The organism is Pseudobutyrivibrio sp. C4 (genome assembly GCF_900111635.1).
Lineage (GTDB): Bacteria > Bacillota > Clostridia > Lachnospirales > Lachnospiraceae > Pseudobutyrivibrio > Pseudobutyrivibrio ruminis.
Map to the genome: position 1 here is coordinate 375,026 of NZ_FOHF01000001.1, position 24,844 is coordinate 399,869.

Below are 24,844 nucleotides of genomic sequence, written 5' to 3' on the forward strand. Positions count from 1 at the left end.
TAATGATACGTGAAAAAATATATGAAATTCAAAAGTGGAAGGGTGTTGTACATACCACATGGAATCCTAATGGACCTGGTGTAATCAGAATTCATTTAATACCACCAAAATTCACCCCCTTCAAATTTGTTCCATCAGTTGTCATTTTAAATGGGCAAGATGTACTTCCTATAAATGAATCTTGGGCGATACTTTTAACCGAATTCATAAATGGTGTAAATGAATACGGTGATAGTCCAATGGATTCGGATGTTCTCGAGGAGATTTTATTAGACGCTTTTCATAGAGTAAGAGAAGTATACCCTACAGTTGATGACAAAATCTTAAGAGATGATTTAAAAACAATCATCGAAACATTTGATGCAATCGCAAAAAATCAGATACCCGCAATCGATATAGGGACTATGAGTTTAGCAGAGTATGCTCCTAATATGACTGCACCACATAGAATGGATTTAATGGTTTCTGCTATGGCAAAAGAAGGGCACTGGGCATGTAATCAGCATTGTCTTCATTGCTATGCTGCTGGCCAAAAATATGCTGAATCTAAAGAGCTATCTACAAATGAATGGAAAGTAATAATAGATCGATGCCGAAATGCTAGAATACCTCAGCTGACTTTCACAGGCGGTGAGCCTACCCTTAGAGATGATTTGCCTGAGCTGATTTCTTATGCAAGATGGTTTGTTACAAGATTAAATACTAATGGAATCTTACTTACCGATGAACTAGTAAAAAAACTGGTAGATGCAGAACTTGATAGTGTACAGGTCACATTGTATTCCCATGTTGAAGAAATCCATAATAATTTGGTAGGAGCCAAGCATTTCAAAGATACTGTGCAAGGTATTAAAAATGCCTTGGCAGCCGGATTGAATCTTAGTGTAAATACACCACTTTGTTCTTTGAATAAAGACTATGTGCATATGCTGGAATTTCTTCATAATCTAGGAGTTCGATATGTTACCTGTTCCGGATTAATAGTGACAGGTAATGCAACTTCCCAGGATTCAAGGCAGTCTCAGCTATCAAGCGAAGAGCTTTATGAAATATTGAAAAATGCTAAAAACTATGCAGATAGCCATGATATGGAAATAGATTTCACATCTCCTGGATGGATTGAAGAAAATAAACTCGTAGAACTTAAAATGATAGTTCCAAGCTGTGGGGCATGTCTTAGCAACATGGCGATCACCCCAGATGGACAAGTGATACCTTGCCAGAGTTGGCTTTCCTCTGATTCATTAGGAAATATGCTTACAAACAAATGGAAGGAGATTTGGAATAGCCTTAAATGCCGTAATATTCGAGCTAATTCGGCTAAAGCCGAAGGAATTTGTCCGCTTCGTATTATGAATTCAGTGGAGGTGGACCATGAATAAGAGAATTCTAATTAGACTTGCTATATTATTCTTATTTATTATTTTACCTTTTACCAAGGTTGAAGCGAAGTCTCCTTTAGACCATATTCACAATTATGAAATAACAGTTGATGTGCGAGAAGATGGTTCCTGCGATTTGATGTACAGAATTGAATGGGAAGTATTAGATAGTACAACAGATGGTCCGCTCACTTGGATTAAGGTTGGTATACCAAATAAATATGCTGATGAATTTGTAGCACTTACTGATAATATCTCAAAAATCAAATACTACGGCAATGGTGGAGATTATGTACGTCTAGACTTAGACAGATCCTACAAGGCCGGTGAAACATTGTACTTGGCTTTCTCATTACATCAGGCTAATCTATTTGAACTTAAGGAAGACGGAGCATACTACGAGTTTACTCCTGGTTGGTTCGAAGATACGCCAGTTGATGTAATTACCGTAAAATGGAATGCAAATAATGTAGAATCCGTAGAGGGGAATCCAGAGCTTATAGATGGCTACTATGTGTGGACCAATAATGATGGTGGTTATAATCTTAGAGAAACAGTAAAACTAGTTTACGACGAGAATCAATACGAATATTTAGAGGGAAACATATCTGATAGTGAATACTATTATACTCTGAGCCAAAAAAGACTACTTACAGTTTTAATTATAGTAATTCCAATAGTAGGACTTATAATTGCCATAATGTTAATTAGGAACTCTAAAGTATTCCGACAGGACGGTTATTCTTCTCAAAGAGGACTTGGTGCAAATTATCACAGAATGGTAACCTACACTCACCATTCAAGCTCAGGGGGAGGCGGCTGTGCTTGTGCCTGCGCTTGCGCATGTGCAGGTGGCGGAAGAGCAGGATGCTCTAGAAAAGATTTCTATGGCACCAAGCTGTACACTAAGGATATCTATAAAGCAATTGAAAGTCATAAATAAGACAAGCTACGTAAGAGGTGTAAATGTATTTAATATCAGCATATTTTGATAAAAATACAACTGAAAAGCTTCAGGAATATATTTGCAAAATAGCAGAGGCATCAGGCAATAGTTTTATGCTAGATAATAACGTGCCTCCCCATATGACGCTAACCGCAATAGAAGCTAGAAGCATAGATGTACTGGTGCCTACTTTTGAAAATCTTAATAACAAATTACATGGCGGTGATATATCAATAATATCTGTAGGACAGTTTATGCCAAAGGTAATATATGCTGCGCCATATTTAAACCAGTACTTGTTTAATCTTCAGCAGGATATATGTGAAGCTTTTGCTAATATTCCGGAAACCACTATCAGCAATTATTACAAGCCTTTATCATGGCTTCCACATATTACACTAGGCAAGACATTAACTATCGATCAAATGAATGAAGCTGTTAAAGCTATGTGTGATTTTAAGAATATTGAAGCACAAATTGTTCGCATTGGATTAGCAAAAGTTAATCCTCATGAAGATGTTTGTAATATAGAATTATTTTGACATATGTCAGTAATAGCGATATATTATATTTGACATATGTCAATAAAGGCAGGAGGATTCTATTGTGCCTAGATTACCAAAATGTAGAAAGATACGTGTTTTTCCAGATTACTATAGCTTTGTTCCAGAAAATTCGGAGAAACCTGAGTTGGAGACAATCACCCTTACTCTAGATGAGTATGAGACTTTGAAACTTTTAGATGCTGAAGGTTTGAATCAAGAAGATTGTGCAGACAGTATGGGGGTAGCCAGAACAACTGTTACAGCTATGTATGAGAGTGCCAGAAAAAAAATAGCTACTGCGCTTATAGAAGGAAAGCGAATTCGTATATCCGGTGGTAATGTAGTGTTGAATAGAAACCAAGCTTTTTTTGATAATAAATTGAAATCAAAAGGAGTAAATATAATGAGAGTAGCGGTAACTTATGATAATGGAAATGTATTTGGACACTTCGGAAGAACAGAACAGTTCAAAGTATACGATATCGAGGATGGTAAGGTCGTTAACTCTGAGGTTGTAGGCACTAATGGTGAGGGCTGTGGCGCTCTTGCAGGTGTTTTAAATCTTGCAGAAGTAGATGTTCTTATCTGTGGTGGTATCGGCGGTGGTGCTGTAATGGCCCTTCAGGAGGCAGGCATTCAGTTATACGCTGGTGCAAGTGGAAATACTGATGAAGTGGTAAATGCATTCTTAGCAGGTACACTTGCAGCTTCAGGTGAAGCAAACTGTTCGCATCACGACGAAGAACACGGTGAAGGTCATAGTTGCCATGGACACGGTCATGGAAGCTGCCACAATTAAATACATGTAAGATAACAAAGGAGTTGGAGGTATTAAATATCCTAGCTCCTTTTTGCTGTTACAGTAGTAATCAGCGCAACATCAAAGAACTTTTTTCTGAGTATTCTCAGATTAAAGGCGCAGAAGGCTGTTTGTGCGACCAGATATTGTGTCTATGAGAATAGACTTACTAAAATTGGAGGCGTAGTTTTGCCAATATTAATAGAATTATTTCTTACTTTTGCCAAGATAGGTATGTTTACCTTTGGTGGAGGTTATGCGATGATTTCTCTTATAGAGAATACATGCGTGGAAAACAAAAAATGGATAACACATGATGAGATGATGACAGTCACAGTTATAGCTGAATCGACACCTGGACCGATAGCAATTAATTGCGCAACTTATGTAGGCTATAAGAAGGGAAAACTTTCAGGCGCAATTGCGGCAACACTTGGCATGGTTTTACCGTCATTTATAATCATTTTTTTGATATCAAAATTCTTAAATCATTTTTTGGAGATAACTTGGGTCGCGAACGCATTCAAAGGAATCAAGATAGCTGTTGGAATTCTCATTGTAGATGCTGCGATTAAGATGTTTAAGAAAATGAAAAAAGCTTCCATGCAAATTGCTATGTTAGGATTTGCTGTGGTTTCCATGGTACTAATTAATGTTTTTGCGTTAAATATATCATCCATGGTACTGATGCTTGTCGCTGCTCTAACAGGAATCATTGTATTTGTTGTTAAGAATAGCACAGGAAAGGAGCACGAAGAGAAATGATATATTTTGATTTATTTATCGGATTTCTAGAAGTAGGCTTCTTTTCTTTTGGTGGAGCATATACAGCTATACCGCTTATTCGAGATGTTGTTATGGCACATGGTTGGCTGGATGATGAGATGCTTTCTTATATGATTGCCATAAGTGAAAGTACACCTGGGCCAATTATGGTGAATATGGCTACCTATGTTGGAAGCGAAAAAGGCGGTTTACTTGGAGCTGCTATAGCTACATTTGCAGTTGTTTTACCGGCATTTATAATCATTTTGCTATTGATGGTTGTACTTAATCATTTTCTCCAGAATGGATATGTAAAAGCTGCGCTTAGCGGATTAAAGCCATGTATTATAGGGATTATCCTTGTAACGGGTATCTTTATGATAGTTAGGAATTGTGGATTGATGCCGAGGTACAACATAGATGTATTAACAACGGTTCTTACGGGTCTCATTGCTTTAATCTATTTTGGCTCGAGAAAAGTTCTGAAAAAAGGATTAAATCCTATTGCACTGATTTGTTTATCAGCAGTAGTAGGGATTGCAGTTTATTCATTATAGAATTATAAAATAACGCTAGTCTTTGATGTTGAAACTGGAGATTATTGGGCTGGTACAAATATTCAGAGTTTAAATATTTATGGTAAATGCCAAAACAATGACTATGATGCTGACTCACAATTGATAAGTTACGTGGAAGGATACTGGGAATTTCCTGAATATGATAATTTCTACGAATATCTAGCATCAATGGATTGGTTAAAAGAAAGCGCAAACGACATTGATTAGTAATCCCTCACGTAAAGATGGAAAAGATTATCTAGAGGTAGCCTATGTTTTTCAAGAAAAAAGTCGAAAAGAAAACATATGATAAAACCACAAAGAAACCTATAATTAAAGCTAGTATATGCACAGGTGAGCAGGTAGCTGGATTTAGGGATATTGCCACAGGTTCTTTTGAGGAAATAATGCTTATAAAAAGCCAAGATGATTTGGCTGCATTTAAGGCAATGTATGATATTAAAGAAGAATTAGAAAAGATTTACTAAAGGAAGAATAGTTATGTTTTTTATTATGGGGATTACTGATGGTCGCAAAGACTTTGACTTTAGCCAGACTGTCATATGCGATAATTGTGGGAAATATGGAAGATATCAGGTTTTCATGCTCTATACAGTTCTATCTCTTTTCTTTATCCCAACTTTTAAATGGAATAAAAGATATTACGTTCAGATGAGCTGCTGTGGCAGTATATACGAACTTAATCCTGAAATAGGTAATCGAATAGCTTCAGGAGAAGACCTACAAATCAAGCCTCAAGATCTCACTAAAGTAGGCAATGGTAGAGACTTCTTCAAACACTGCAATAACTGTGGCTATGAGACATCAGAAGACTTTGATTTTTGCCCTAAGTGTGGAATGAGGTTTTAAAATGCATTACAGATTACTCGAACCAAATGATAACTCGATACTAGCTGAAATAATCAGAGAAAATCTTAAAAGTCATAACCTGGATATTCCTGGGACAGTATACTTTGACGATAACCTAAATCATCTCAGTGATTTTTATCTGGCATCTCCCAAAAGAGCATACTTTATTGTGCTTGATGATGATAACAACATTATTGGTGGAATAGGATTGGCAGAACTTGATTTTATGGATGATACGGCCGAGCTACAAAAGCTTTATCTAACCAACGCTGCTAAAGGCCACGGATTATCTTATAAACTTATAGAATTAGTAGAAGACACTGGTATAAATAAAGGCTATAAGCAGATGTATCTTGAGACTCATACAAATTTGAAGACAGCGATTCATGTATATGAAAAATGTGGATATAAGCTAATTGAACGGCCTAAAGAAGTCGTTCATAGCTCAATGAATAGATTCTATCTAAAAGAATTATCATAAAGAGTAGAATTCATTTATCTGCAATAAAAGAACCATTTATTAAATAAAGTTAGACATAACTAACTTTTGGCGATATAATAAATATAGAGATAGAAGAGGAGGTGTTTACTATAACGCTTATTCAGATTCTTTCGATTATATTTATTGTTGGAGCTTTAATTTGGCAACAATATTATTTACGCAAACATAGACATTAAAGAAATTGAAGAAATACCAATGACAAAAACAATGTTCTAAGACTATCTGGGGGATATTAGTATGAATAACCTTACATCACGCCAGAAGATTATGTTTGGCGTATATTCGATGATTTTAGCTATGATAGGTGATTATCTGCTGGGTTACAAAACATTTAGTACCTCCAGCTCACCTGAAGCATATATGGGAATCACTTGGAATGTAGTACCTGATTGGAGATATGCAACATCTTCTATATTAGGCTTTATGTGTGCTGCACTATTTGCCGTAAGTGCTGTGGAAGTAATCAGCGTATTAGATAAAAAATACAAACTAGGAAATTCAAAACTATTTAAACTCTTCAAAATAGCAAATTGGGGCGGTATTCTCTACTTCGCATTTATTCATATAGGAATATGTATGCTTCCCGTTGTATTCAACGCTGGAATGGAAGTAACTGGAGATGTTCAAACCTCTGTAAATATGGTTTTCAGAGTATTAAAAAGTATTGCGGTACCATTAGCTGTAGGTTTTATAGTATGTGATGTATTCGTAACTATAGCCTGGATTGGAATGATTCTAAAAAAGATGATTCCAGTTAAAATAATTGGAATCATTTGTTGCCCTGTAATTACTGCACTTTTGGGTCAGCTTATGAATTACATTTCTGAAGGAGCCGATTCAGGATTTGAATCATTCGGATGGTTACTTATGTACTTGATTTGTGCGTTTTCTTTAGTTAATAAAGAGGAAAGAGTATAACTATCTGATATGACTATCGTTCAACAAGGAGAAAAAAGTGTCAATTCAAGGATTAAATCAAGCAGACAAAATAATCTCAATGGCTAAAGAAGGGGCTAACTGGAAAAAAATGCCTCAAAAAAAAGGTCCTAGAAAGAAAAAATACAAAGGATCTGAAAAATATATATGTAATAAATTTGGAAAAACAATAGTAGTATATAGTGATTACAATCCAGCTGAAATATTCTGGAACCCTTTAAATCTTTTATTTTTGATTCCTTTTATACCAATTATTGTTTTTCTAACTCTTGGGTATTATAAATACTTGAATGATAGCAAAGGCATATTATTTCTCATTTTGGATATTATTATTTTTATTTTATCTCTATGGACAATAGATATTTCGTTGCTAATAAAATATTTTAGATATAAAGATTTCGTTAGAAATTAAAGGAAGGTGTTTATATGCCAAACATTAAACCAATTTCAGAAATGAAAAATTATACAAGTATTGTCAATGAATTATCTTATGGTAACAGAATCTACTTCACTAAAAATGGACATGGATTATGTGCTCTAGTTGATATGAAAGAACTTGATGAATTGGATACTCTCAAGGCAAAACTTCAACTTCTAACTAAACTAAATGAAGCTAAAGTATCAATCAAAGATGAAGGCACAATCTCCGCTGATGATTTAGAGAAGGAGCTTGGACTATAAGAATGGCAAATTATAAATTGGAATACATAGGTGATGCTTGGTCAACTGATTAGATTTCATTTACATTTCACATAACTTCCATCATAAAGACGCATAGGGAGACTAATATATAACCATCGCAAGAGCGATAATAAAACTTTTTCATATATCATTCTCCCTTTATAAAGGCTGCCGAGGAGGCAGCTTTTTGTTATGTCTGAAACTAGAAATATCGGACTTACAAATCAACACTTTTTACAAAACCTGTCGGGACCTGTGCTCCTGAAATCATCATATTTTGCAAAAAGTGTTGTTCTTTTTGCAGGCTCATTTTTCTATAATGACTTCAAGCTCAAAACAGAGAGCAAGAAAACAAATTGAAAATAAGAGAGGAAAAGATAAATGAGCAAAACAAATAAGAATGTAGAAACAATACTTAAGAATGGTGACAAGGCTTTGTCTGGAATGCCTTATTTATACAGGTCCAAGGGCCTTCCAAGTGAGGTTTATGATGTCAGGATGAGGGAAGACATAAATGATGAAATTCTTGAACTGGCGATAGCAGACACTGTCATCAGATACCCTTACTTTAGTGTCAAATTCATAGAAAAAGATGGAGATTTCTATGCGGTAAGGAACGAAATGAAGCTTGAGGCACATCACAAAGATGGATTTATCCCACTAGGCGGACATAGTAACAATTATCATCTCATGGGAGTTACATATTGGGAAAAGAGCCTTAAACTCTCTTTTCATCACGGACTTACAGATGGAAGAGGTGCAAAGACATTTCTCGAGACATTGCTCAGATTCTACAGTGATTATAAAAATGCTGACATGGGTGAATATGAACAGATAAGAGAAGAACACCACTTGCTGGCATCTGAACTGTCGGAAGCCGAACTTACTGATCCGTGTGAAAAGAAGTATGCGCTAAATGGAAAAAGCATGAAGATTGAAGGCCTGTCCGACAAGGGATATAAGCTTCCTGAAACAAAGAATAAAGATGATCATAGGCGTTATGAAATCAGTTTTTCACAGAAGCAGTTTATGGATGCCTGCAAGAGCATAGGCGCATCTCCGATCACATATCTGAGCATACTGATGAGCAGAGGGATAAAAGAGAGTTCTTTGGACTGTGATAAGACTATAGTAAGTAATTTCCCTATGGACGCAAGACATATATTAGGTTGTGATGACACCTTCAAAAACTGTGTTAAGAGTATGACTCTGCCTTACGGAAGAGAAGAGGAGAACCTTTCAGACAGTGAAATAGCTGCGAAATATAAAAGGCTTCTCAATGCCCAGAAAGATCATGATTACTGTGCAAAAGAATTTAATAATATCAATATGCTTCTGAGTGTCATAGGACATTTTCATTCATTTGCAGGAAGACAGAAACTCCTTGGATTCATGGAAAATCTTGCGCTGGACACTTATCTTATAAGTTACATAGGTCAGTTTGATATGCCGAGTGAACTTGTGGATGAGGTACACCTGTATTCAAACTGTTCAAGCGGTCTTGTGCTAAATATGACATGTCAGAGTGGAAAATTTATCATTGATCTGACACAGGATTTTTCGACTGACAAATATGTAAATGCACTTAGGAAGCAGTTTGAAAAGGCAGGAATAGATTTGGTAGTATCTGATGAAATCATATTTGAAACGCCATTTGATGAACTCTCAGAAATCATAACATCACCGGCAGACACTGGGGAACAGGTAAGAGACTGGCTTGATAAGTTTGTTGCTGGTGCAAAGGCCTCATCGCAGGCTGCAAAGGAACGTGCAGAAGCGGCCAGAAATATGAGCCCTCAGATTACTGCGCTATATTATGATGCTGCATCAGGCACAATGAAGAGCTTTGATCCAACTAAGAATACTCAGGAAGAGATGCAGAAACTAGCGGAAAATGCCCACTCATTGTTTATTTCGTAAATATTCAAATATTATAATGAACAAATATTGGAAATATGGTAATTAAAGCTTTCTTTAGGCTGTTAAATCAACTAAAATAAAGACAATGATAAATTGAGATTTGTTGCGATAATTGTATTTCAGGATAATGCACGATGGAGATTGAGATAATGATTGAGATTACATACTTACAACTCTTTTTACTAATAACGATTATATGGATTATCACTCGTTTAGTTGTAGCTGCTAAAACAAAAGCATTTTCGATTAAGCGAGAACTCCAACTGTTATTGGTTTACGTTTGCATCGTTGTTATATTTCGATTTGTGTATTTTGGATTTCATCTTGAGAATGGAAAGATACCAACGTTAAAGATAGGCTTTGGAGATGATATCCATGATATGATCAGTATCATTCCATTCTACTTCCTTGTAGATCGATATGATGGCTGGAAGATGAATGTCATCGGTAATATCACGATGTTCATACCGGTTGGAATCGTGTGGCCAATTTGTTTTAAGCAACTCGATACGATTCGAAAAACTATATTCGCTGGTGCGGGCTTTACACTGTTTATCGAGTTGACTCAACTGGTTTGCATTGGACGACATACTGATATCGATGACTTGATTTTGAACACAATCGGTGTAGCAATTGGCGCGTGTATTGTGTTCTTGATTCGGAGGAACAAAGGGAAAGAGTGTTGAGAGAATTTGACTAGTGAAATGGGGTATTCCGAAAGATAAGCAAGATCAGGTTCTTGAGGCTTTAAAACTATATAACGAAGCATGCGATAAAGTGGAGGACAAATGTTGTGATTAGACAGATGATGGATAGTGACTGGGAAAGAGTATCAGAGATTTACAAGCAGGGAATGGAAGGCGGTACAGCAACCTTTAATACAGAGTGTCCTAGTTTCGAAGAATGGGATAAGGGACATATTAGGGATTGCAGATTTGTTTATGAGGACGAAGGAAAGGTAATCGGCTGGGTTGCAATCAGTCCCACATCAAGCAGAAGCGTTTATAAGGGCTGCGTTGAAATGAGCATTTATGTGGATCAAAAGTACAGGGGACACGGCGTTGGAAGTGCTCTTGTAAATGAGTTGATTAAGGGGGCAGAAAAAGCAGGATATTGGAGTATATATTCGGCAATAATCTCTATTAACAGGGCTAGCATAGCATTACATAAGAAGTGTGGTTTTAGAGAAATAGGATATAGAGAAAGAATCGCGAAGGACAGATTTGGAGAATGGCAGAATACAACCCTGATGGAGTATAGAGCTTCATAATAACGAGAGATTTAATTAGAAGGAGATAACAAGAATTGGGAACTTTTGATGTAAAAGAATGTAATGATATTGAGGTGGCAAAAGCATTATTCATTGAGTACTCTCAGATAAAAGGTGCCGAGGGATGCTTTGTTTCTTTTGATAAAGAATTGGCCGATTTAAATAATTTTTACAAGGATGGAGCAATTCTCGTTGGTTATGAAAATAGTAAACCTGTAGGCTGTATAGCTATAAAAAAAGTAGATGTCACAACCTGCGAAGGAAAACGATTGTTTATTAAACCAGAGTATCGTGGGAAAGGGTATGCAAGAGTTCTACTTAATTCCATGATAGAAAAGTCGCGAAAGCTTGGGTATGACCAACTGACATTTACTACTAAACCTAAAGTAATGAAAACAGCCTATGAATTATATAAGCGTATGGAGTTTGAGGAATTAGGCTGTGAAAATGGAACGGTATCTATGAGAATAGTATTATAGGGCTTAATATAATCAAATATAAAAACATTGAAAAATCGTTGTTTGTAGGAGTGACACAATGCTTACAGATATACCATGATTTTACAAAGGTTACTGCAAAAAATGTGGTAGCCTTTTTTAGTTGACAGGAACGGAAAAATAGTATCTTGTTGTGACTATTGTAACTACAACAAAAATGATTTAAGATAGAGTCGATGGAGGTGTCAGAATGCAGATTTCAAGCAGATTTACAATAGCGGTTCATGTGCTTATAGCAATTGAAACATTTAAGAATGACCATAAAATCACCAGTGAATTTCTTGCGTCCAGCGCAAATGTAAATCCGACGGTAATCAGAAGACTCTTGCAGCAGCTGAAGAAGGCGGAGATTGTAACAGTGAAGCGGGGAAGCGGCGGTGCCGATATAGAGAAATCCTTGACGGAGATAACGCTTCTGGATGTTTACAATGCCGTGGAGCCTGTCGAAAATGGACAGTTGTTTCATTTCCATGAGAATCCGAATGAGTTATGCCCTGTGGGACGGAACATTCACAGGATCATGGATCACAGGCTTGAAGAAATACAGAATGCCATGGAAGATAAAATGCGGCGAATAACCATAGCTGATGTAATGGCGGATGCGAACAAGCTGATAGAATTTTAAAAAGTTTTGTTGTAACACTTGACATCACAACGGGGGCAGTGGTACACTTCCGTTGTATCAATCAATATCACAACAAATGGAGGTATCAGAAATGTCTAACTATAGTAAGGTAAGTGTTGCAAGCAATCCGAGAACTGAACTACATGATCAGCTGGGACTTACAGGGGCTGAGATCAGCATCAACCATCTTCCGGCAGGTGCGAGTGTTCCTTTTGTTCATTATCATAAGACCAATGAAGAGATTTACATCATTCTTTCCGGCAAGGGAAAAGCGGTAGTTGACGGTGAGGATATAGAGCTTTCTGCCGGTGATATCGTGCGTATTGCGCCGGATGGGAAAAGACAGTTCTTCGCGGCAGATGATTCTGAGATCAGCTATGCCTGTATCCAGGTGAAGGCAGGTTCTCTTGAAGCGTATACCGCCGACGATGCAGTAATCGAGTAAGTATGAGTTTTAAAGTTGTGGGCATTTCTGCAAGCAGATGTCCATAACTTTTTATGTGGAGAGCTATGAGTATTTGTATTAAAGATCAGATTCAGAACATGAATCTTGTTATAGGGTGCACTGTTGGATGTCCGTACTGCTATGCCAGAAACAATACGAGGCGTTATCACATCATAGATGATTTTGAAAAGCCACAGTTTTTTCAAGGCAAGCTTCGTATGATGGAAAAGAAAAAGCCGCAGAATTTTCTGCTGACCGGTATGAGCGATTTCTCGGGCTGGCATGAGGAATGGAGAGAGGAAGTCTTTAAAAAGATAGCAGAGAATCCTCAGCACCAGTTTCTTTTTCTTACCAAACGACCGGATCTTCTGTCTTTTGAAACAGATCTTGATAATGCATGGTTTGGCGTTACAGTTACGAGAAAATCTGAGTTATGGCGTATTGATGCACTGCGGAGCAATGTAAGGGCAAAGCATTATCATGTGACCTTTGAGCCTTTGTTCGATGATCCGGGTAAGGTTGATCTTACAGGCATTGACTGGATTGTGGTGGGAACTATGACAGGTGCAAAGAGCAGGACTGTTAAAACAGATCCCGGGTGGGTTTATTCATTGACAGAACAGGCTCATGAACTGAAAATTCCTGTATTCTGGAAAGAAGATCTTGTTCCGATTATGGGAGAAGAAATGATACAGGAAATGCCGGATGCTTTTAACAAAGTGTTGGAGGAACAGAGGATATGGAACAACCAGAAATCAAAGTAAATCATATAGAAACAAAAAGTGTAATGACAAAATCGAATACTCCTATTGGAGGATATTCGGTGAATCCCTATGTGGGGTGCCCCCATGCCTGTAAATACTGCTATGCATCTTTTATGAAACGCTTTACAGGGCATACGGAAGAATGGGGAACCTTCATGGATGTGAAAGACTGGCCTGAAATAAAGAATCCAAAGAAGTATGCCGGCCAGAAGGTGATTATTGGAACAGTTACGGATGGTTATAATCCGCTAGAGGAAACATATAAAAATACAAGAAGACTTCTGGAAGAACTAAAGGACAGTGATGCGGACATACTTATCTGTACAAAGTCAGACCTTATACTAAGAGATCTGGATCTGCTAAAAGAGATCAATGAAAATAGTAGACTTACAGTATCATGGTCAATCAATACTCTCGATGAAGAGTTTAAAGATGATATGGATGCGGCAGTAAGCATAGAAAGAAGGCTTGCTGCAATGAAAGAGGTATATGCGGCAGGCATTCGTACAATTTGCTTCATTTCACCCGTGTTCCCGGGGATTACGGATATAGAAGCAATCATAGACAGGATAAAAGATCAGTGTGACCTTGTATGGCTTGAGAATCTGAATCTTCGCGGAGGTTTTAAGGCAGATATCATGAAATACATTTCCGATAAACATCCGGATTTGGTGCCGCTGTATGACGAAATTTATAACAAAAAGAACCGCAGCTATTTTGAAGCGCTGGAAAAGAAAGCAGAAGAGCTGGCTAAAAAGTATGATTGCAGGTTTGTTGATAATGAAACTCCGTATGAGAGAGTAGAGAAAGGACATCCAACAATCGTAGATTACTTTTACCACGAAGAAGTAAGAGGAACTGCCAATAGTGGAAAGAGAAATGTAATACATAATCCTTGATTGAAGAAAAAACTGGAAGTAAATCGCACAAATTCAAGTTTGTCTAACTAAATAAACATACTATAAGGAGCTGGTTTAGCTCCTTTATTTATGCATATTATTTCCAGAACTAAATGCAACAGTAATGTATGTTTTGCTTTTACCTCTATAATGTTGCATTAAGTTTAAGAAATTTGCATTTACATAAAAAAGTTACTCTTAGAATTCACATTACTCTTGATAAAAATCGCAGAAGAGAGTAAAATGTATCTATCGGATAAATATCTGTTTATCCGATAGATAGTATTAAAAAAGCCTGAAAACACGGCATTTCTATCTATCCCCTGTTTTTCAAATTTTTGGGAGGATTTACAATATGGGTAAAGATTCACAGTTCTATAAAGACAAAACAAAGAATCAAAAAATCAAATTACGTGAGTTAATCTCACAGCTTCCTAAGTGTGCTGCTGATTATATTTATTCTAAGGAACATACAACTCAGCCTAGCACCTTAATTTCATATTCCTATGATCTATTAACTTTTTTTCGATTTTTAGGAGCCTCCAACCCTACAATTGATGGTTCAGACCTCAAAAAAATTGATTACGGCGTTTTAAATAAAATTACTGCTGATGATATTATTGAGTACCAACGTTACTTAGAATTAAATGTTGTAGGTGAACAACACGAAAATGATAAAAAAGCAATCGCTCGTAAAATGTCTCCATTACGTGGTATGTTCAAGTATCACTATACCAGACACAATATTGACGATGATCCAACGGCTACAGTTGTATTGCCAAAGCTCAAAAAAGACAAAAACATCATTAGAATGAACAATTATGAGGTTCAAGCAATTCTAGACGCCATTGATAACGGAACCGCCTATACATCTGAGCGCCAACGCATGTATAATCAAAAAACACGTGGCCGCGACCTGGCAATCCTTACTTTGATGCTAAATACTGGAATACGTGTCAGCGAATGTAATGGCCTGGATTTAAATGATGTAGATTTTCATGTTAATTCTTTAACAATCGTTCGAAAGGGAGGCGGACAGGACGTTATCTACTTCAATCAGGAGGTTGCAGACGTTCTAAAAGACTATATAAATGGCGAACGCCAATATATAAATCCTATAGAAGGCCATGAAACTGCTCTCTTCTATTCCCTCCAAGGAAAAAGAATTAGTGTAGATGCAATTGAAAATCTTGTTAAGAAATACGCCAAAATAGTGGTTCCAAACAAAAAAATCACGCCTCATAAGCTACGAAGTACCTATGGCACTGCCCTCTATCGTGAAACCGGCGATATCAGGCTTGTAGCTGATGTACTAGGCCACGAAAACATTAATACAACTATCGACTACTATGCTGCTATTGAAGATGAGCATAAACGACAGGCCCGTAACGCAGTAGATTTCCGAAGAAAAGATACATAAAAAATGGTATAGGAATTTCCTATACCATTTTTCTATATTTATTAAGTAAATCTTCAAAATAAGCAGGCAACGGAGCATCTACTTCAACATATTCTCCAGTAGTAGGCTGTATGAAGCCAATTGTCTGGGCATGAAGAGTCTGGCCCTGAAGATTCTTAACCGGCTTTCCATAGACATCATCCCCAAGCAATGGATGGCCTATATGAGCCATGTGAACACGAATCTGATGGGTTCTTCCGGTTTCTAGCTTAAACTGTACATAAGAATAGCCTTTATATTGTTCTAAAACCTTGAAATGAGTGATTGCATCTCGACCATCGCTTACTACAGCCATTTTCTTTCTATCTTTCGGATTTCGGCCAATTCTAGCATTTACAGTGCCTTCGTCCTCTTTAAAATTCCCAATAACGATTCCCTTATATATACGATTTACTGAATGCACTTTAATTTGAGCTGCAATATCATTATGAGCTTTATCATTCTTGCATACTAATAGAGACCCTGTAGTATTCATATCGATTCTATGTACAATTCCTGGTCTAATTTCTCCATTAATTCCAGATAATGAATCTTTGCAATGATACATAAGTGCATTGACAAGTGTACCAGAATAATGACCTGGAGCTGGATGCACAACCATTCCCTTAGGTTTATTAACAACAATAACATCCTGATCCTCGTAAAGGATTTCAATAGGTATATCCTCTGGCACAATATCAATCTCTTTTACCGGCTCAATACTTACAACAATATCGTCACCAAGTTTGGTCTGATATTTAGATTTTACCTGTTTTCCATTAACTAAAACAAAGCCACTATCAATAGCTTTTTGATAGTAGCTTCGTGATTTCTCAGGTAATGCTTGAGCTAAATATTTATCTATTCTGACTCCACAATCTGCAGAATCCTCAATTGATAAAGTAAATTCATCCATTCTTTGTAATCTTTAATCCTTTTTTAATATCATCTAAATCTTCATCTGTATAATACCACATAATAAGAATTAACAGTAAAATAACAGAAACTGTAACGTAGCAATCTGCAACATTAAATACAGGAAAATTAATAAGGGAAAAATAAATAAAATCAACAACATAATTATTCATGATTCTATCGATATAATTGCCTATAGCTCCTGCAATCAAAAACACAATAATATAATCTAAAGCTTGATATTTCTTAGTCTGAGGCATCTTTACCAAAATATAGCAAAGAGCTATCAGAAGTATTGGTGTAATAATTGCAAATACAATCTGCTTTCCCTCTAAAATAGAAAAAGCCGCGCCTGTATTCTCCAAATAATGCAGCTGCAATACATTTGGAATAAGAATTATATCTGCTTTATTCATAAGATGTCTTACAGCCAAAACCTTAGTAAACTGATCAAGAGCAATAAGTAAAACTGTAAGTATTAAACTATAAAGCAATGAAACTGATTTTTTATATTTGTAAAACATTAAACTAGCACCTTATCTATAGCCCAAAGCAAATCTTCATCGGAAAAATCCAAATATGAATCGGCCTGACCTACCGCCTTTAATATAGTAAATTTAATCTTATTTCCAGTCATTTTTTTATCTGACTTGGTAGCTGCAAGAACTTCTGTCGAATTCAAACCATCTACACTAACAGGAATATCAAACTCCTTCAAAGTCTCAATAATATCAGAAACCTCATCATCCGATATGTAAGATAATTTGTTAGATAAATAAATTGCTGAGACCATTCCAAGTCCAACACACTGTCCGTGTCCCAATGTAAAGTTCTTAAGCTTCTCAATAGCATGGCCAATGGTGTGACCAAAATTAAGATACGCTCTGATACCTTTTTCCTTTGGGTCAATTTCAACTACATGACCTTTTATTCCACAACACTTTCCAACAGCATATGCCAAGGCATCATAATTACGCTCTTTTAACAATGTAGAATTATCCTTAAGCCAAATATAGAAATCCTTATCTGCAATAAGAGCACTTTTAATTACCTCGCCCATACCACAAATAAAGTTATTATCATCCAGTGTATTTAAGGAACCAATATTCATATAAACAAGCTTTGGCATATAGAACGCCCCAACCATGTTTTTATATTGGTTAAAGTCAACACCTGTTTTGCCGCCTACAGAACTATCAACCTGAGAAAGCAATGTAGTAGGAACTTGAATAAAATCAATGCCTCTTAAAAAAGTAGCCGCAGCAAAGCCAGTTAAATCGCCAACAACACCGCCACCCAAGGCAACAAGTAGTGAGTTTCTGGTAAATTTATGGTTTATTAAATGTTGATATAACAAATTAACAATACTAAGATTCTTAGATTCTTCTCCTGCATCAAAGCTAAATGAGTATACTTCCGAATCAGTATTCTTAAATCCTGATATAATTTCAGATAAATATAGCTTAGCTACATTGGAATCCGTAACAATACAAATCTTATCGTATTGATGGTTTACTTCTGAGTTAAATACATTTATTAAATCAGAAAAATCTGGTCTAAATACAATTTTATAACATGGCTTGTTCTCGTAATTGATTAGTAATTCTTGAAGCATTTTATTCTCCCGTAATGATCAAAAGCAAGTCAACATAAGTCAAAAGAAAAAAGCACCAGATTATCTGGTGCTTAAAATTTAAAAGCCTGTTTGAATTCCTGTAAAGTCAAAGGCATCAACGATTCCTGCTAAATCACCAGATAGCTCAACTCCTGCAGGTGTGATAATGAAGATGTAATCTTCGATTCTCTGAAGGTTACCATCGATTGCATAACATGTACCGCATGTGAAATCAATGATACGCTGAGCAACTCCTAAATCCAAACCTTTCATATTAAGTAAAACGGTTCTATCAGCTAAAAGTGTCTCAGAAATCTCTCTGGCATCCTCGAATGAAGATGGCTTAATAACACAAACCTCCATAACAGTTCCTTTCCCTTTATTTCTCATAGGTGTAATCTTTGGAGCTGGTTTAGCAGCTCTAGTCTCTTTTTCAGAAGGCTTGTTCAAAACTGGACGTCTTTCTTCGTCTGAATTCTTTCCGAATTTGTTGAAGAAGGATTTATCCTCTTCCTCATCATATAATTCATCATCATCATAATCGTCGTAGTCGTCACTAAGATGCATCGCGTCAAGCATTCTTTCAAACATAACATACTCCTCTTTATTTAAATATTATAGTTTCTCTCACCGAAGATTGCTGTACCTACACGTACATGAGTAGCACCTTCTTCTATGGCAACTTCAAAATCATTTGTCATTCCCATAGATAAAATTCTCATATCTACATTATCAAGGTTTTTACTTGCTATGTCAACCGATAAAGCCTTTATTTTGTTAAAAATTGGTCGATTTTCTTCAGAAACCACTACATTTGGTGCTATAGTCATTAATCCTTCGATGTGAACATTCTCCAAATGAGAGATTTCTTCACAAAGCTGTAATGTTTCTTCAAGCTTAACACCAAACTTTGTAGCTTCGTTAGCTGCATTTACTTCGATAAGAATTGGTACAACTATTCCATGTTTTTTAGCCTGAATATTAATCTCTTCAGCTAATCTGTAACTATCTACAGAATGAATAAGCTTAACCTTATCTACAATATATTTAACTTTATTACGCTGGAGGTGACCGATTAAATGCCAATCAATATCATTTGGCATCTCAGGAATCTTTCCTGTAAGTTCCTGAACTTTGTTCTCACCAAAGCTGCGAATACCCGCGTCATAAATCACCTGCAAATCCTCTACTGGCTTTGTCTTACTAACTGCAATAAGAGTAACTTCCTCTCTTGCTCTTCCAGCTCTCTTGCAAGCAGCCGCAACTCTTTCCTCTACATTTGTTAAATTCTCTTTTAATTCTTGTTCTCTCATCCAAAAGCTCCTTAATTAAATCAAGATTGTATTTTTTAATTTATGATTGAATTTTCTTCTACTTCATCGCCCTGTAATACAATATGGTCATACATGGATATACCATAGTTTGTACCTGTTTTAATTATTGAATAATCATCATTCTGATAAAGTATTTCTATCTGCTTAAATACTGCATAGCCTTTATTGACATTATATACGCCTTCCAATTTATCAGTTGTAGAACCAACTACATACTGCTCATTAGAATTAGGCTTAATTAACTTATCGCCTCTGGTAACAATTTCATCATCTATATAGTAATACTCATCAGACTCATAATATATTGTTGGAGTAATATACATATTTTCTGAACCAGATTGAAGAAGGAAGCCAGCATCATCAGTATTGTTTCCCTGCATCATATAGTCCTTTGGTATTGTATAGAACTCTTTTTCAACGATTGACGAATTAGGAATCTTTAAGCCAGAAATATTGTTATTAATAATCTTCACATGTACATAACGAGAATCCGCGAAGCGATCCATGGAATCATCCAAAGTTAAAACAAGATAATATTTTCCGGCCTTCTCCTGGAATTCAAGATTTGTCCAGGTTTCAGTATCATCCTCTAAGAACCTTATCTTTAAATATGATTCTCCTTGCAGAGAATCATATAAATCCTCATCTACTTCCAATACTAAATTCCAATGATCCGATGTAATAAGCTTATATACAGGCTGACCTACAACAACAGATTCTTGTGCTTTAAGATTTTCAGTAGAATATTCTGAAGTATCAAAAGAATCTGCAGTAAATGTATCAGTTGTTAAATCTTCCATACCATCGATGGAATAGACCACCAGGCCTGGTGTAGCACTGTTGTATATACTAAACGAACCAGAAGCTATTGCAGAGTCCAGAGAATCCCCCATAGATTCCATAGCCGAAACTGTATATAATTGTTCAACCTGAGATTCTAAGTCATTTTTAAATGAATATGTCTTAGTAAAATTAATACCGTCATAATCAATTAAATAATTAGAAACTGTAGATTGAATCTTAGAATAATCTTCTTCATCTAAAACAATCTCTGAATCATCACCAGTATCCTCCAGTGAAGATAAGATTTCTCCGGTGGTGTCTAACGCATACACCTGGGATTTTGAGCCAACTTTACCAAAATTTTCAGCAAGGTACAAAATATCTCCAGAATTATCCGCATACACGATCTGCTCTTGTCTGATAGCAAGAGCATTATATTCTAGATTTGAAGATATAGAACCCTGTGACACCTCATAAACAGTAATGTTATCTGCAGTGACATAAGTAAATAAATGATACATCATATAGATAAACATTACGCCTATGACGATAAAACCAATAGAAAAATGGTATTGCTTTGGGTATTTAATTATTTTGTTATCATTTTTCTTTTTTCTTTTCATATATTGTCTAACATAATTATAGGGCACGCAAACCGTGCCCTAATACTCATTAAATTATAAAGAGATAATGATTTTGCCTTTCGCATTTTCTGGCAAATCCTTTTCATTTTTACTAACTGATAAAACGAATTTAACATCATACATGTTGCAAATCTTATCAAGCTTATTAAGGGCTACATTAAGACCGTCTGATGAATCAACGTAGGAAACAGTAAGAAAACTATCAAGAAATACTTCTTGAATATCCGCATTCTGAGATAAAACTCCACTAAGGAAACCTAAAAACTCATCTGTAGATTCAACTGGATAATCCCCCATGTTTATCAATCGAATCTTCGAATCAAGTTCGTACATGTGCTTCGTATTCTTGTCAATGTAAACAACAGATCCGTCAACCTTTTTGACATCACTGTTAACCTTGTCAAGTAAATACTTTGTCTTGCCTTTACCCTTTTCGCCTGAAATAATTTCCACCATGTCAAAATACCTCCCTTAAATTTTTAGTTACATCAATTTTAACATAATGCTGTTAAAACCTAAATACTAAATGCCAAATTATAGGCAATAGTTACTAAGTATTTCATTCATGAGCAGATATAAATTAGAACGACAATCTGCGTTAAAAACAATCGATATTATTTTGTCGTGGTCTTCATTTTCTGAAAGAAGAACCAAACAATAGCCTGCAGCTCCTGTTGTACCAGTTTTACCACCTAAAATAGTGAAGCCTGAAGGTGTATTTACATTTCCAGTAATGTATTGATTTGTGGTCTTCCACTCCTGAGTCTTTGCTTCTCCACCACTTGTATAGCTAGCCGTATATGTGCTTGCTGTAAAAATAGTATAGAACTGTTCATTAGACATAGCTGCATTTAATATTAAATACATATCATAAACAGTTGTGTAATGGTTTTCATCATGCAAACCATTAGGAGTAACAAAATTTGAATTTGTTGCGCCAAGAGATTTGGCTGTGCTATTCATAAGAGCCGCAAATGTATCTACATCGCCGCTGATACCTTCAGCAATAGCAACTGCAGCATCATTTCCAGACCTAAGCATCAAACCATATAGCAAATCTCTCAGGGAAATTACATCCCCTTCTTTAAGATTGATAACTGATGAATCGCTAGCTTGATCAACTGCATTTGCGCTTACCGTGTAATAATCATCTAAATTACCATATAAACAAGCTATATAAGCCGTTAAAATCTTGGTAGTAGATGCAGGATACATCTTTTCATGTAATGACTGTGCATATACCACTGATTGCTCTGTAGTATTGAAAGCACCTGCAGCGCCAGCCACCTGTGAATCTACTGCTGAAGTCCCTAAATCATCCGTACCGGCAACACACAGATTCTTAGCAAATAACTGAACATTAGATGTAGAACCATTATGTGTGATACCGTATGTAAAGGAAGTATCATACATCTGATAGGATGTAACAGATTCTGTGGTGTTGCCACATGCAACAAATGGTAAAGATATACAAATAATCAGTATAAAGCTTAATAATTTATTTATACATCTCACGCCACTCAAGATCTCCTCTATCAAGTGATTTAATAAGTAACTCAGCTGTTGCTAAATTTGTAGCAAGAGGGATGTTATTAGCATCGCATATACGAACAATGTTATTAACATCAGGCTCATGAGACTTAACAGTAAGTGGATCTCTAAGGAAAATAACCAAATCAATCTCATTCTGCTCAATCTGAGCACCTAATTGCTGTGTGCCACCTAAATGTCCAGCTAAGTATTTATGTACACTAAGATTAGTAACTTCCTCTACAAGTCTTCCAGTAGTACCTGTTGCAAAAATTTCGTTCTTGCTAAGAATACCTCTGTAAGCAATACAGAAATTTTGCATAAGCTTCTTCTTAGAGTCGTGTGCTACCAAACCAATATTCATTTAAAAAAGCCTCCCGTTGTTATTTTTGGACTGAAGCCCTACATTTAAAACAATACCTATACCAAAATAAATTGTTACAAGTGAAGTCAAACCATAACTAACAAATGGCAATGGCAAACCTGTATTTGGCATTAAGCCTGTAACAACGCAAATATTAACAAAGCTCTGGAATCCAATAAGAGCAGCCATACCTATGCAGATAAGCTTGCCAGCAATGTCCTTTGCATTCTTAGCTATCATTAGTATTTCGATAGTTATAAAAAATATAAGTATTATTATAAGTGCCGAACCAACAAAACCTAACTCTTCTCCCGCTACGGCAAAAATAAAATCTGTATGAGGTTCAGAAATATAATTTCCGTTTTTAACCGAGTCAAACGCCTGATTACCAAGACCTTTTCCCAATAGCTGGCCTGAACCAATGGCCATGATAGAATTCTGCTGCTGATATGAGCTTGCAGGATATTCATCAGGCTTGAGCCATGCAAGAATTCTAAGACCTTGATATTCATCGAGAATCGTCTGACCTTCTCTTGTTACAAGAAACAGTAATAATGCAATACCAGGTACTGTAACACCTAAGATTGCTCCTACTAACTTGTAACTAACTCCCGTTACAAATATCATAACACAAATAATCATCATTGTGACAATTGTGGTTGATAAATCTGGTTCTTTTTCAATCAAAAGCAGTGGAAACATTGATAATACAATAGTTATAGCTAAAGTTTTTGGCTTATTAATATCTTCTTCATGCATCATAAAGAACCATGCAAAAAACAGAATAAGCAAAATCTTAGCCAACTCAGAAGGTTGGAATCTGATACCAACATCAATCCAACGTGTTGCACCACCTGATTTTTCACCAAAAAGCAAAACAGATGCCAAAAGGCCTAATACAAGAAAATAATATACCCAATGAAAATGCAACAGGAAATCATAGTCTAACAGCGCCATACCAGCCATTACAAAGATTCCCAAAATCATTCCTAAAATCTGTTTTTGCTGATTTGCTTCATTTGCACTACCAATAACGAAAATACCAATGATGGTAAGAGTAATAACAGCAATTATTAACTTTACATCGAGATTTTTAAACTTATAATTGTGAAACATTAATTTTTAATCCTTCTAAGTAATCCACTGCTAAGAGGCTCAGCTAAGAGCTCTCTATTCCATACAGATACGCCCATAGGCTCTATCTCTTTCTTATGAACTCTAAAAGACCATTTCTCCTGAATTCTAATAGTGCCATTAACAGTACCAATCTGAATGTTGTTGCTATCTAAAAGGCCAGTTGCTATATAACATCCAGTATTATCTGGATATCCGGCATAAGCTGCGCCTTCCAAAGAACCTAAGACAATAATATTACCCTTAGCCTGAACTGACGCCTTAGACTTAACGTCTCCAAGTATAACAAGGCTTGAATCTGAAGTAATAGAATCATTCTTCATAACAGAGCCTCTAATGATTTTGGCATTTTCAAAAATCTCGTCAGAATAGAATTTATCAATCTGACCAAGCATTCTTGTATCCTTGAGTTCATTGTTTTCATGAATAAGGATAATTTTGATTTTAGAATTCAGCTCGATAGCTTGAATAATAACCATTCCCTCTTCGGCAGTAAGCTCTCTACCTTGAGTTTCCAAAATCATCTCAGTCTCACCGAAGAAATCGGCAGACTGAGCAAACTTTTTGCAAACAGCTCTTACAAGGTCTTCGAATGGAATAGTCGCATCCAACTGAAGAGTTAATCCATATTTATTACTTTTTAAAATGACTGGGTCATTACTCATAATATTATCTCCCTTTATT

At 36.0% G+C, this 24,844-nt stretch carries 32 protein-coding genes; 21 read left to right on the forward strand and 11 right to left on the reverse strand.

Annotated features, from left to right (window positions below; all coding sequences use genetic code 11):
* Positions 1-2 precede the first annotated feature (2 nt).
* The 21 genes from BMY66_RS01795 (at position 3) to BMY66_RS01895 (ending at position 15,823) form a co-directional block, all read left to right on the forward strand.
* Complete coding sequence (locus tag BMY66_RS01795; RefSeq protein ID WP_090393952.1) at positions 3-1,382, forward strand: radical SAM protein; 1,380 nt, start codon at positions 3-5, stop codon at positions 1,380-1,382.
* A complete protein-coding gene (locus BMY66_RS01800) occupies positions 1,375-2,325 on the forward strand; it encodes a hypothetical protein (RefSeq protein WP_090393953.1) in 951 nt (316 codons plus the stop codon). Before BMY66_RS01795 ends, BMY66_RS01800 begins: the two co-directional genes overlap by 8 nt.
* A 23-nt stretch (positions 2,326-2,348) precedes the next feature.
* The gene (locus tag BMY66_RS01805) at positions 2,349-2,870 is read left to right on the forward strand and encodes a 2'-5' RNA ligase family protein (RefSeq protein ID WP_090393954.1); all 522 of its coding nucleotides are present in this window, start codon (positions 2,349-2,351) and stop codon (positions 2,868-2,870) included.
* Positions 2,871-2,934: 64 nt separating this feature from the next.
* Positions 2,935-3,672, forward strand: a complete 738-nt coding sequence (locus BMY66_RS01810; RefSeq protein WP_090393955.1) for a NifB/NifX family molybdenum-iron cluster-binding protein — start codon at positions 2,935-2,937, stop codon at positions 3,670-3,672.
* A gap of 189 nt (positions 3,673-3,861) precedes the next feature.
* Positions 3,862-4,437 carry a chromate transporter gene (locus BMY66_RS01815; RefSeq protein ID WP_090393956.1) on the forward strand — a complete coding sequence of 192 codons (576 nt, stop codon included), beginning with the start codon at positions 3,862-3,864 and terminating at the stop codon, positions 4,435-4,437.
* Positions 4,434-4,994: a chromate transporter gene (locus BMY66_RS01820; protein WP_090393957.1), complete on the forward strand. Its 561-nt coding sequence runs from the start codon at positions 4,434-4,436 to the stop codon at positions 4,992-4,994. The genes BMY66_RS01815 and BMY66_RS01820 overlap by 4 nt, the downstream gene beginning before the upstream one ends.
* Before the next feature lie 272 nt (positions 4,995-5,266).
* Entirely contained in the window at positions 5,267-5,482 is a 216-nt protein-coding gene (locus tag BMY66_RS01825; protein WP_090393958.1) for an aspartate dehydrogenase, read from the forward strand.
* Between the two features lie 13 nt (positions 5,483-5,495).
* Positions 5,496-5,864 (forward strand): zinc ribbon domain-containing protein, encoded by a 369-nt coding sequence (locus BMY66_RS01830; RefSeq protein WP_090393959.1) that lies wholly within the window; start codon positions 5,496-5,498, stop codon positions 5,862-5,864.
* Between the two features lies 1 nt (position 5,865).
* Positions 5,866-6,345, forward strand: a complete 480-nt coding sequence (locus BMY66_RS01835) for a GNAT family N-acetyltransferase (protein ID WP_090393960.1) — start codon at positions 5,866-5,868, stop codon at positions 6,343-6,345.
* Between the two features lie 258 nt (positions 6,346-6,603).
* Entirely contained in the window at positions 6,604-7,284 is a 681-nt protein-coding gene (locus BMY66_RS01840) for a DUF6796 family protein (protein ID WP_090393961.1), read from the forward strand.
* A 37-nt stretch (positions 7,285-7,321) separates the two neighbouring features.
* Complete coding sequence (locus BMY66_RS01845) at positions 7,322-7,714, forward strand: hypothetical protein (RefSeq protein WP_090393962.1); 393 nt, start codon at positions 7,322-7,324, stop codon at positions 7,712-7,714.
* A gap of 14 nt (positions 7,715-7,728) precedes the next feature.
* Positions 7,729-7,983, forward strand: coding sequence for a prevent-host-death protein (locus tag BMY66_RS01850; RefSeq protein WP_090393963.1), 255 nt, complete (start codon positions 7,729-7,731; stop codon positions 7,981-7,983).
* 381 nt (positions 7,984-8,364) lie between these two features.
* Entirely contained in the window at positions 8,365-9,903 is a 1,539-nt protein-coding gene (locus BMY66_RS01855; RefSeq protein WP_090393964.1) for a hypothetical protein, read from the forward strand.
* A 269-nt stretch (positions 9,904-10,172) separates the two neighbouring features.
* The gene (locus BMY66_RS01860; RefSeq protein ID WP_242942664.1) at positions 10,173-10,589 is read left to right on the forward strand and encodes a VanZ family protein; all 417 of its coding nucleotides are present in this window, start codon (positions 10,173-10,175) and stop codon (positions 10,587-10,589) included.
* A gap of 107 nt (positions 10,590-10,696) precedes the next feature.
* Positions 10,697-11,173, forward strand: coding sequence for a GNAT family N-acetyltransferase (locus tag BMY66_RS01865; protein ID WP_330387037.1), 477 nt, complete (start codon positions 10,697-10,699; stop codon positions 11,171-11,173).
* Between the two features lie 35 nt (positions 11,174-11,208).
* Complete coding sequence (locus BMY66_RS01870) at positions 11,209-11,652, forward strand: GNAT family N-acetyltransferase (RefSeq protein ID WP_090393966.1); 444 nt, start codon at positions 11,209-11,211, stop codon at positions 11,650-11,652.
* A 208-nt stretch (positions 11,653-11,860) separates the two neighbouring features.
* Positions 11,861-12,295, forward strand: coding sequence for an Rrf2 family transcriptional regulator (locus BMY66_RS01875; RefSeq protein WP_029070341.1), 435 nt, complete (start codon positions 11,861-11,863; stop codon positions 12,293-12,295).
* 91 nt (positions 12,296-12,386) lie between these two features.
* A complete protein-coding gene (locus BMY66_RS01880) occupies positions 12,387-12,740 on the forward strand; it encodes a cupin domain-containing protein (protein WP_015549746.1) in 354 nt (117 codons plus the stop codon).
* A gap of 65 nt (positions 12,741-12,805) precedes the next feature.
* Positions 12,806-13,504 (forward strand): radical SAM mobile pair protein A, encoded by a 699-nt coding sequence (locus tag BMY66_RS01885; RefSeq protein WP_090393967.1) that lies wholly within the window; start codon positions 12,806-12,808, stop codon positions 13,502-13,504.
* Positions 13,480-14,403, forward strand: coding sequence for a radical SAM mobile pair protein B (locus BMY66_RS01890; protein WP_090393968.1), 924 nt, complete (start codon positions 13,480-13,482; stop codon positions 14,401-14,403). The genes BMY66_RS01885 and BMY66_RS01890 overlap by 25 nt, the downstream gene beginning before the upstream one ends.
* Positions 14,404-14,758: 355 nt before the next feature.
* Positions 14,759-15,823, forward strand: coding sequence for a tyrosine-type recombinase/integrase (locus BMY66_RS01895; protein WP_090393969.1), 1,065 nt, complete (start codon positions 14,759-14,761; stop codon positions 15,821-15,823).
* A 19-nt stretch (positions 15,824-15,842) separates the two neighbouring features.
* On the opposite strand, the gene BMY66_RS01900 is transcribed toward BMY66_RS01895, so the two are convergent.
* The 11 genes from BMY66_RS01900 to BMY66_RS01950 all read right to left on the reverse strand — a co-directional run bounded on the left by BMY66_RS01900 (position 15,843) and on the right by BMY66_RS01950 (position 24,825).
* Entirely contained in the window at positions 15,843-16,757 is a 915-nt protein-coding gene (locus BMY66_RS01900) for an RluA family pseudouridine synthase (RefSeq protein ID WP_090393970.1), read from the reverse strand.
* Entirely contained in the window at positions 16,750-17,280 is a 531-nt protein-coding gene (gene lspA / locus BMY66_RS01905; RefSeq protein ID WP_090393971.1) for a signal peptidase II, read from the reverse strand. Before lspA ends, BMY66_RS01900 begins: the two co-directional genes overlap by 8 nt.
* Complete coding sequence (aroB, locus tag BMY66_RS01910) at positions 17,280-18,371, reverse strand: 3-dehydroquinate synthase (RefSeq protein ID WP_090393972.1); 1,092 nt, start codon at positions 18,369-18,371, stop codon at positions 17,280-17,282. Before aroB ends, lspA begins: the two co-directional genes overlap by 1 nt.
* Before the next feature lie 78 nt (positions 18,372-18,449).
* Positions 18,450-18,962: a cell division protein SepF gene (locus BMY66_RS01915; protein WP_033154092.1), complete on the reverse strand. Its 513-nt coding sequence runs from the start codon at positions 18,960-18,962 to the stop codon at positions 18,450-18,452.
* A gap of 17 nt (positions 18,963-18,979) precedes the next feature.
* The gene (locus BMY66_RS01920; RefSeq protein WP_090393973.1) at positions 18,980-19,684 is read right to left on the reverse strand and encodes a YggS family pyridoxal phosphate-dependent enzyme; all 705 of its coding nucleotides are present in this window, start codon (positions 19,682-19,684) and stop codon (positions 18,980-18,982) included.
* Positions 19,685-19,719: 35 nt separating this feature from the next.
* Positions 19,720-21,111, reverse strand: coding sequence for a biotin/lipoyl attachment domain-containing protein (locus BMY66_RS01925; protein WP_090393974.1), 1,392 nt, complete (start codon positions 21,109-21,111; stop codon positions 19,720-19,722).
* 54 nt (positions 21,112-21,165) lie between these two features.
* Complete coding sequence (locus BMY66_RS01930; RefSeq protein WP_044934379.1) at positions 21,166-21,588, reverse strand: cupin domain-containing protein; 423 nt, start codon at positions 21,586-21,588, stop codon at positions 21,166-21,168.
* Between the two features lie 78 nt (positions 21,589-21,666).
* Complete coding sequence (locus BMY66_RS01935) at positions 21,667-22,647, reverse strand: D-alanyl-D-alanine carboxypeptidase family protein (RefSeq protein ID WP_090393975.1); 981 nt, start codon at positions 22,645-22,647, stop codon at positions 21,667-21,669.
* Positions 22,631-23,026, reverse strand: a complete 396-nt coding sequence (locus BMY66_RS01940) for a methylglyoxal synthase (RefSeq protein ID WP_028236218.1) — start codon at positions 23,024-23,026, stop codon at positions 22,631-22,633. The genes BMY66_RS01935 and BMY66_RS01940 overlap by 17 nt, the downstream gene beginning before the upstream one ends.
* Positions 23,027-24,142: an FtsW/RodA/SpoVE family cell cycle protein gene (locus BMY66_RS01945; protein ID WP_044934375.1), complete on the reverse strand. Its 1,116-nt coding sequence runs from the start codon at positions 24,140-24,142 to the stop codon at positions 23,027-23,029.
* Complete coding sequence (locus BMY66_RS01950) at positions 24,142-24,825, reverse strand: septum site-determining protein MinC (RefSeq protein ID WP_090393976.1); 684 nt, start codon at positions 24,823-24,825, stop codon at positions 24,142-24,144. Before BMY66_RS01950 ends, BMY66_RS01945 begins: the two co-directional genes overlap by 1 nt.
* Positions 24,826-24,844 lie beyond the last annotated feature (19 nt).